Raw genomic sequence first — 8,369 nt, 5'->3', positions numbered from 1 at the left:
GGTGGCGCCGCGGGCGCGGGCTGCGGGGCCTGGGCCGCGGGTCGCCATGCCGCGGGCGGTGCCGCAGGTGCGGGTGCCGCGGGTGCAGGTGGTGTGGCGGGTGCAGGTGGTGTGGGCGCAGCCGGAGCACGCGGGGGAATCGCTCGGGACCACGGCGCGGGCGGCGCGGTGGGGACGTGCCGGGGCGGCGTCGGCGCAGCACGCGGCACGCGTTGCTGCACGGGGAGCTCGCTCGTGCTCGACGCCTGCGGCGGGACCACCACGTCGCAGTACCGCAGCTCCTCGTCGGTGGCGTTGAGCACCATGTCGATCGGAGCCCGGCGCCCGATCCGCACCCGGACGGTGGACGGTGTCAGCTGCTCGACGGCGACGTCGGCCTTCTCGCTGGTCTGCTCACCCGGTGCCCGCACCGTGAGCAATGTGCGCTCCGGCACCGCGTCCACCTCGACACCGTCGAAGACGGTGAGGTCGGCGGGCCGCCGATCGCCTGCCTCGACGATCCGGAACCGCGACGGATCGGCCAACGTGTTCGCGAGCATCAGCCAGCGCTCGGGGCGGGCGGTGTGTACGGCGACGGAGGCGCCCGCGCCCACCGAGCGGAGCAGGATGAGTTGTACCGCGGTGAGATCGGTCGCGAACTCCACCTGCAGGGTCTCGGGGACCGGGGAGGCGTCGTAGAGCGGGAGCGCGATCGCGGCACCGTCGGCGATTCCCCACACCGGTCCGGCCGGCCCGACCGGGATCTCCACGGCGGCGAGTTCGTCGAGCGGCGCGGAGGGAAGGTCCACCACGCTGGTCTCGCCCCCGGGCAGTGTCGCCAGGGCCAACTCCCGCTGCCGCCCCGGCAGCAGGATGAGTGTGTCGTCGTGGTTGTCGATCTGCGCAGTCGCGGTGTCGTACCGGACCAGGCCGCTGATCTCCACGGGCGCCTGCGCCGAGGCCTTGCGCAGCCGCAGAACCACAGCGGTGCCATCGGTGTCCAGGCCCCACCAGCGGTCCAGCTTCTCGGTGGACATCCGCCCGGGATCCACGAAATACGTCGTGGCGAAAGCATTTCCGTAGGAGATGTGATCCCACTCCTCCTCACCGCGGCGCGCGTCGGCACCGAAGGAGAGCAGCGAATCCAGGCTCGCCAGTTCGGCGGCCGGGAGCACGCGGGCGCGGATCTGGCGCTCCTGCAGACGCTGTTCGAGGCGGCGGGTGGCGGCCATCAACGCCTGGGGTCCCGCAGTGCGCGACGGTCCGCGGCGCACGATCCCGGCGAGGTTGCGGCGGGTGTTCACCCGCAGGACCAGCCAGGTGGAGCGCTGCGCGATCGCCGAGTAGAAACGCACGCCCTGCGCGTACGACGCGCGGTAGGCGGGGCCGGGCGGCACGCGTCGGCCGGCCGAGGAGACATCGATGTCCACGTCGAGCCCGTACTGCGTCATCATCGAGGCGAGCAGGTCCAGCGGCACGGTGTCGGCGGCGTAGGCGCGCCCGTCCCGCAGCCGGGTCTCCGCGAGATCGGCGGTGAGTTCGATCGCGGACACCAGTTCGTAGCCGTCGCCGCACCGCACGCCGCAACCGTCGACGTCCACGACCCGGCCGGGCAGGCCGTCGTAGCCGTCACGGCGACGGCGGATGTACCGGTAGCGCGCCGCGATCCGCTCGCTGAGCACCGAGCCGTGCACCGAGACGAAGGCCACGAGCGCGCCGATCACCACGACCGTGGCGACCGCCCAGGTGGGCCATCGTCCGGCGGTGATCGCCACGAAGACTCCCGACAGGATCGCCCAGACGAGCGCGCGGCGCAGGGTCACACTGATCCCCACCGAACGCCGCAGCCGGATCACCTCGGGATGGGGCGGCACCGGATCCGTCGGTGCCGCCTGCTGCATCTCGGTCGTCACGACGTCCTCCGCTTGCCGGTGCGCCGCGGTCGCACCAGGGCCACCACCGCGGCGAGCACGATCACGATCGCCAGTCCCACGCCGGCCACGATCGCCGCCGTTTGCCGGGGCCGCGTGTCCGGCGACGGCGCGGGCGGCGGCAGGAGCAGCTTCTCCACCGATTCCACGTCGATGTCCACGCCCTGTTCCGGCACCTTCGCGGTCAGCGCGGCCACCGGGTCGATCAGGCCGCGCCCCACCTTGTTATCGGTGCCCCGCCCCGGTGCGTGGGCGGTGGCCACGATCCGCGCGGCCACGTCCTTGGCCCGCATCTGCGGATACCGGGCCCGCACGAGTGCCGCGGTGCCCGCGACGTAGGCGGCGGCGAACTCGGGGCCCGCGAAGGGCACCAGGGTGCGTTCGGAGGGCAGTCCGTTGACCACACCGTCCCCGACCCGCGAGTTGAGCGACACCAGTCCCGCACCGGGAGCGGCCACATCGAGCCAGGGCCCGTTCAGCGAACCCGGCAGCGGAGCGCCCTCGGCCGTGGTCGCTCCCACCGACAGCACCAGGCCGTCGAACCAGTTCGGTGTGGCCACCGAGCTCACCCGGCGCCAGCCGCGCGGATCGTCGGGCGAGCCCGGGTCCGGGTCGGGATTGGCCTTGCAGTCGTTCCCGCCCCCGTTGCTGCCCTTGCGGTCGGTGGCGCCGGCCCCCGCGATCACGAGCGCGTCCTTGACCTGGGTGGCGTAGGCCACCGCGCCACCGATCTCACGCTGCCGGAACTGGGCGTCGGCGGCCATGCACACGGGCTCGGGGATCACGATCACCCGGGCGCCGCGGTTGGCGGCGCGCACCACGGCGCGGGCGATGCTGCGCGCCGTCACGGCGGCACGCGAAGCGTTCGGGTCCTCGTTGTCCGCCGGGGAGTTCTGCAGCGAGAAGGCGGTGGAGTCCACCCGGATCGAGAGCACGCGGGAATCCGGTGCAACACCGACGAATCCGTCACCGGCCGCGGGCTGGGCGCCCACGATGCCCGCTACCAGCGTTCCGGTGGAGTCGCAGTCGATCAGGCCGCGGTCCGCGGGGTTCATGTTGTCGCCGGCACCGTCGAGGGCGCGCAGCCGCGCCTGCGGGCGCACCCCGGTGCTCAGCACCGCGACGGTCACTCCGGCTCCGGTGGAGAACTTCTGCGCCTCGTCGATCCGCAGGGTGGTCGACGGTGCCGGGGCCGCGGCGAGGTTCGAGTTCGGCAGAATGCCCGGATCCACGCATCGCGGATTGTTGTACCGCAGCGGACGCTCGGGACCGTCGGTGTCCGGGGGCGCGCCGCCGAGATCGGCGACGGGCGGGACCACCGCGAACGATGCGGCGGGCACCCATCCTCCGATGAGCGAGACCACCGCGGTGACCGCCACCACGGCGCTCACCCTCCTCACGATCGGCACGGCAGTGGTGCCCATCTACTTCAGGAAGGACAGGTCGAGTTCACGCATGAAGGCGAACAGCCGAGTGGTCCACAGCGCCAACAGGACCACGGCAAAGATCGCCGTCTTCTCGCCGAGCTCGATGCGGCCCATGAGGCGCGCCGACAGGGGCTTGGCGAGCGCACCCTCCTCCGCGGAGACACGATCGGCCAGGAGCAGGCCACCCGCCCCGAAGGCCAGCAGGACCACGGTGCTCACCACGATCACGGCCAGCCGACCGATGTTCGACGGGACCGCTGCCACCAGCATGATGGAAAGCCCGGCGGCGATGAGGAATCCGGCGACGAAGAAGACCGTCGCGTGAATGCGGTCGTGCAGGGTGCGGCCACGCAGCACGCAGATCGCCGAGACCAGGACCGCGATCACCACCTCGCCCCAGAAGTAGCGCGTATCCGGAACCAGGATGGTGAGCGCGGAGACCACGAGGATTCCGGCGACCGCCACGTAGAAGCCGGTGAGCAGCTTGGCCGCGGTCCGCGACCTCCGCTCCAGTGCGGTGTTCTCGTCGCCGCGCGCGAGCTCGGTGGTGCTCTCGTCGTCGAAGGTGTCCACGTGGTAGGCCACGTCGAGTTCGGAACGGTCGATGTCCTCACCGGGCGGCGGCAGGGCGTCCGGCCGCACGCGGGCGAGCATCAGCGCCCAACCCTGTACCCAGTTGGCTAGCAGCAAACCGCTGACCACGCCGATCGCGGGGATCGCGGGGCGCCCCAAGGGCGTGTACGCGAACAGCGCGCTCGCCACGATGGTGGCCGCAGCGGCCAGTCCGATACCGGCGAGAACCGCCGCTCCGAGACCGCTGCTGCGGCCCAGGACCACGACGCCGATCAGGGTGAGAATGGCGCCGGTGAGCACATTGGCCGCGGTGAACGCGCCGTCGACACCGCCGTCCGGCGGGATCAGCACGAACCCCGCGGAGAACAGGACCGGTGCCGCAGCCAATTGCAGCGCGTACGCCACCTGCTGCGAGTGGTACTGCCGGTCGGCCGAGACAGCGGCGGACACGACACCGATCGATGCCAGCGCGGCCACCGGGAACCACCACAGCACACTGGAATCGGCGTTCCACGCGACCAGGACGAGTGTCGCGAAGACCAGGGCACCGAGTACCAGCGCGATCAGTCCCAGGGTGCGCGCAGTCCCCGCGCTGAACCGGCGGAATCGCTGCCGGCAGAACTCCTGGATCGCGTCCGCGGTGCTCTCGATGAGCGGACGGAAGGTCTGGTTGGAGAAGGTCTCCGCGAGGATCAGGCGATCACCGTCGAGCACGCCCGCGTCGGCCAGCGACTTGTCCCGCGACAGCGGCGTTCCACCCTCGCGGGCGAAGGTCCAGGCACCGGTGGTGCTGAAGTCGTGATCGGGGAAGATCTGCTCCAGCCCGGGAATCACGGAGTCCATCACCACGGAAAGGCGGCGGCGGGCCAGGAGGCTCCGCTCGACGGAGTTCTCCCCTACCTCGACGAGGACCCGCACCTGCTCCGGCACTGCCGGTTTGCCCGTGGGCGTGCCGGAAGGATCCGGCGACGGTGCGCCCCCGGGCGCGCCGGGGGTGATCGGAAACGCCATCGGGTCAGCGTCCCTCGTGCGAGCGCACCTGGAGTTCGGCCAGCTTGGTGGCGGCGGGCGGCTCGTACCCGGAGTTGAAGGTGTCGGCCAGATCGGCCGCGAGCAGCTCGAAGGCCCGCACGGTGCGCGGCTTCAGCAGGTCGAGATCGATCGGCATGTCGGCGTCGAGGTGCGGGTCGTACGGGATCTCGTGGACCCGCAGCTTCTGGCCGGCGCGGAAGAGCTCGTCGAACTGCTCGACGGTGACGCTGCCGCGCTTCTTGGTGTGGTTGATGACCACGATCGTGTTGGCCAGCAGGCCGTGCCAGCCGTGGTGCCGCAGCCAATCGATCGTTGCGGCCACCTTGCGCACACCACGGGTGGTGGCGGAGGCGGGCAGGATCAGCGCCGACGAGATCTCGAGAACGCCGGTGCCGGTGACGGTCTGCAGGCCGCGGCCGGCGTCGACCAGGGCGAGGCTGTAGTGCGGCCGGAAGATCGAGTACAGGTCCAGCACGTCGTCGTAGTCGGTGACGTCGCGGCCGTTGAAGCGCCACGGAGTGGGCAGCACGTGCAGATTCGTCGGGGTCACCGCCAGGTGCTTGTCCACCTGGTTGCGGTCCGAGAGGTCGCTCTGCTGAATGAGCGTGCGCGCCGTCGAGCCGCCCTGGTGCCACGCGGTCACCTGGTCGAGATCGCCACCGTCGGGGTCGAGGTCGAGCGCGACCACGTTATCGGCGCGGGTGCGCTCGAGGATCTGGCCGAGCACGCCCACCAGCAGGGTGCCACCCGCGGAATCCGCGAAAACACTGGTCACGTGGAACTTGTTCTTCGGTACACGGATCCGGTGCACCAGCTCCGCGTGCTCCTGCTCGGAAGTGCTGGGGCCCACGTCGATGCCCATGCGCTTGAGCCAGGCGCGCCACCCGGTGACCCGGACGGCGGACTCCGACATGCGGATGTGCTGCTGGAACGACGAGGAGGCGGTCGACATCGGCGCGGACACCGATTCCCCCATGGGGCGCATCGGCATCCCCGCGTGCTGCTGCTGCGGCTGCGCGCCCTGTCCGGGGGCGGCCTGGCCGAACGGCAGCGGTGACGGCGGCCGGCCCTGCACGGGCGCCTGGAACTGGCCCGTCGGCGGCTGGCCGCCGAACTGCGGCTGCTGGAACTGACCGGTGTGCGGCTGCCCGAAGTGCTGCTGTCCGGGCTGCGCCTGCTGCCACTGCTGCTGGGGCTGCTGCGCCGGGACGGGCACCGTCTGCGCGGCCTGCGGCGAAGCCTGCTGGACCGGCTGCGGGGCCTGCGGCTGCGGAGTGGGCGTCGGCGCCTCCGCCACGGGCTCGTCGACGGGCTTCTCCGGCGCCGCTTCCGGCTTGTCCGCCGTGTCCGCGGCGGGCTCGTCGACGATGACCGGCTGCTCGATGGTGGGTCGCTCATCGTCGGTGGCGACCGACGCGGCGACGGCTGCAGTGGGATCCGCCGGAGCTGCGGTCGGCACCGGGCCCGCCTCGTCGGCGTCCTCGACGCCGGGGAGGTCGGGCTCTTCCCACTCACCGGTGGCCGGTGCGGAGTCCGCCGAGGCCGGCTCGGCGTTCGTCGCTCCGGGGTTCACCACGGGGCGCGACGTTGCGTTGGTCGCCAGCGCGCCGGCGACGGGCTGCGGGGTCGGGGACGCGGGAGCGCCCTCGGTCTTGTTCTGCTCTGCAAAAGGCAGGTGAACGTTCGTTGCACCGTCGCTCATCAGATGAACCTTTCATCCAGGTCAAATCGCTTGCACTCTAACGCACAATGACTGCTGAAGGGGAGTTGGTCACGCGTTGTCAATTTGCTATATCGAACCAGCCGACGCAGCCGCCTCGGGCCACGAGCTCAGTCAGTCCCTCGGCGAACCGTCGCCTGGTACCCGGGCTGATGGTCACGTCGTTGTGCCCGTGCCGTCCGCGGGAGGTGGTCGATAGCACCCGGCCCTGCCCGGTGTCCATCACACCGAGCGCCCATTGTGCTTGGGTTCGAACGCCATTGAAGTCCACGCGGTGATACACGATCTCCGCGCGTCGGCCGCTGTATCGGGCAGCGTCCACCAGGATGTCCACGGTGTACGGCGTCAGCTCGTGCTCACGCAGCCGACCGCGGAACTCGCGCTCACCGCGGGGGTCAGCGGAAGCCGGGTTGAACATCGCCACGATTTCGCCCAGTTCCGCGGCGTCCAGTGTGAGCGAATCGAAGTCGGCGGGGTCGCAGGTACCCAGCACGCGCCACACCGGTTCGACCACCGTCGAGTCGAAATCCTCGCCGTCGGTGCCGTAGCCCTGCACGGTCAGCAGGTCGTCGTGGCGGAAGACGCAGACTACCAGCTCATCGCGGCGCACGACGGCGCCACGGAGCGCACTCTCGCCCTCGAAGACGCGCACCGCGATCTCCGCGTCGGGCGCCTGGAGCGCACGCAGCCACGCAGCCACCTCGGGCTCGACGGCACCTTCCGCGTCGACGAGGCCGGCCTCGATCAGGCCCGGGAGCACCGCGAGGTCCACAGTGGCGAGATCGTCGGGGCGGTAGACGTTCGGGTGCACCGCGAGCACCACCGGAGCCAGCTCAGTGACGTCGGCGAGCCGCATCAGGAGATTCAGCTCGTCGACGGAGGCGCCGAAGGCGGACAGACTTCCGCCGGAATCGTTGTCCGGCACCGCTACCTCGTTCTCTTACCCGTCGTTGTACAACTCAGCCTCCGAAAGGTGACCGAGCATCGTTCTCTTTGTGATCTAGAAGTAGATCGTGGCCGCCTGCGCCTGGCCCGCCTGATGGAAGGCGGCAGCAGTCTGCACCTTGCCGCTAGCCTTACGGATCACATCGGCGATGTTCTGATTGGCCACCAAGCAGCGATCGTGAACGTCCTTGTAGCTGACCTGATCGCTACCCAACCAGTTCTTATCGCTGAGGTTCGCTGCAGTGTTCGCCTGAAGGCTGGCGATGAGCTCCTCCGCCTTCGCTGCAGCCCCCATCAAGGTGTGTGCGGTCGTCTCGTAGTTGGTGTAGTCGACCCTGATCACATCTGACATTGTCTTCCCTTACGTCACAGTTTCAATGGGTGAGTTCGCGGGCTTATGTGCCCACGTACCCCTGAAAGATGTCCCGGCCGTCGCTATCCGTATTGACGATGATCGTGTTGTTCTGCTGCAGCGAGAGACCGATCTGACGCAGTCGCTCCTGCTCCCGGTTGCACACCTCGATGATCTCGTTCATGTGAGCGAACGCGGCGAGCGACGTCTGGCCGGCATTCGCTGCCTGGTAGGCCTCGGCCTGGGCGCGAACGGCAGCGATGTTCGCCAGCGTCTCCTCGGCGATGGCTTCCGTCTTCTTCGTACCGACCGCGTGGGCGACCGTATTCATCTGATAAATGGGTGAGGGCATCGTTTCTCCAAGGTTGTCTGGCTCGGTGGTCAGCTACGCGATAGTGGCCGCGTGCCGC

The 8,369-nt window shown here is 70.0% G+C and carries 7 protein-coding genes; all 7 read right to left on the bottom strand.

Going from position 1 to position 8,369, the window contains the following annotated elements:
- Nucleotides 1-1,892: type VII secretion protein EccE (eccE, locus tag ABD108_RS17830; RefSeq protein WP_343930966.1), on the bottom strand; the 1,892-nt coding region annotated here is incomplete at its 3' end.
- Nucleotides 1,889-3,301, bottom strand: a complete 1,413-nt coding sequence (gene mycP, locus ABD108_RS17825; RefSeq protein WP_305110382.1) for a type VII secretion-associated serine protease mycosin — start codon at nt 3,299-3,301, stop codon at nt 1,889-1,891. The genes eccE and mycP, both read right to left, overlap by 4 nt.
- Nucleotides 3,302-3,334: 33 nt before the next feature.
- Nucleotides 3,335-4,921: a type VII secretion integral membrane protein EccD gene (eccD, locus tag ABD108_RS17820; protein ID WP_305110383.1), complete on the bottom strand. Its 1,587-nt coding sequence runs from the start codon at nt 4,919-4,921 to the stop codon at nt 3,335-3,337.
- A gap of 4 nt (nt 4,922-4,925) precedes the next feature.
- Entirely contained in the window at nt 4,926-6,644 is a 1,719-nt protein-coding gene (locus ABD108_RS17815; RefSeq protein ID WP_343930965.1) for a MinD/ParA family ATP-binding protein, read from the bottom strand.
- 79 nt (nt 6,645-6,723) lie between these two features.
- Nucleotides 6,724-7,587, bottom strand: coding sequence for an ESX secretion-associated protein EspG (locus ABD108_RS17810; RefSeq protein WP_220656934.1), 864 nt, complete (start codon nt 7,585-7,587; stop codon nt 6,724-6,726).
- A 75-nt stretch (nt 7,588-7,662) separates the two neighbouring features.
- Nucleotides 7,663-7,950, bottom strand: coding sequence for a hypothetical protein (locus tag ABD108_RS17805; protein WP_305110385.1), 288 nt, complete (start codon nt 7,948-7,950; stop codon nt 7,663-7,665).
- 52 nt (nt 7,951-8,002) lie between these two features.
- Nucleotides 8,003-8,311 (bottom strand): hypothetical protein, encoded by a 309-nt coding sequence (locus tag ABD108_RS17800; RefSeq protein ID WP_305110386.1) that lies wholly within the window; start codon nt 8,309-8,311, stop codon nt 8,003-8,005.
- Between the last annotated feature and the right edge of the window lie 58 nt (nt 8,312-8,369).

This window comes from Tsukamurella strandjordii, from assembly GCF_039525985.1.
Taxonomy (GTDB): domain Bacteria; phylum Actinomycetota; class Actinomycetes; order Mycobacteriales; family Mycobacteriaceae; genus Tsukamurella; species Tsukamurella strandjordii.
Note: the sequence above shows the minus strand (reverse complement) of the source record. Positions and strands in the feature narration are given on the sequence as shown.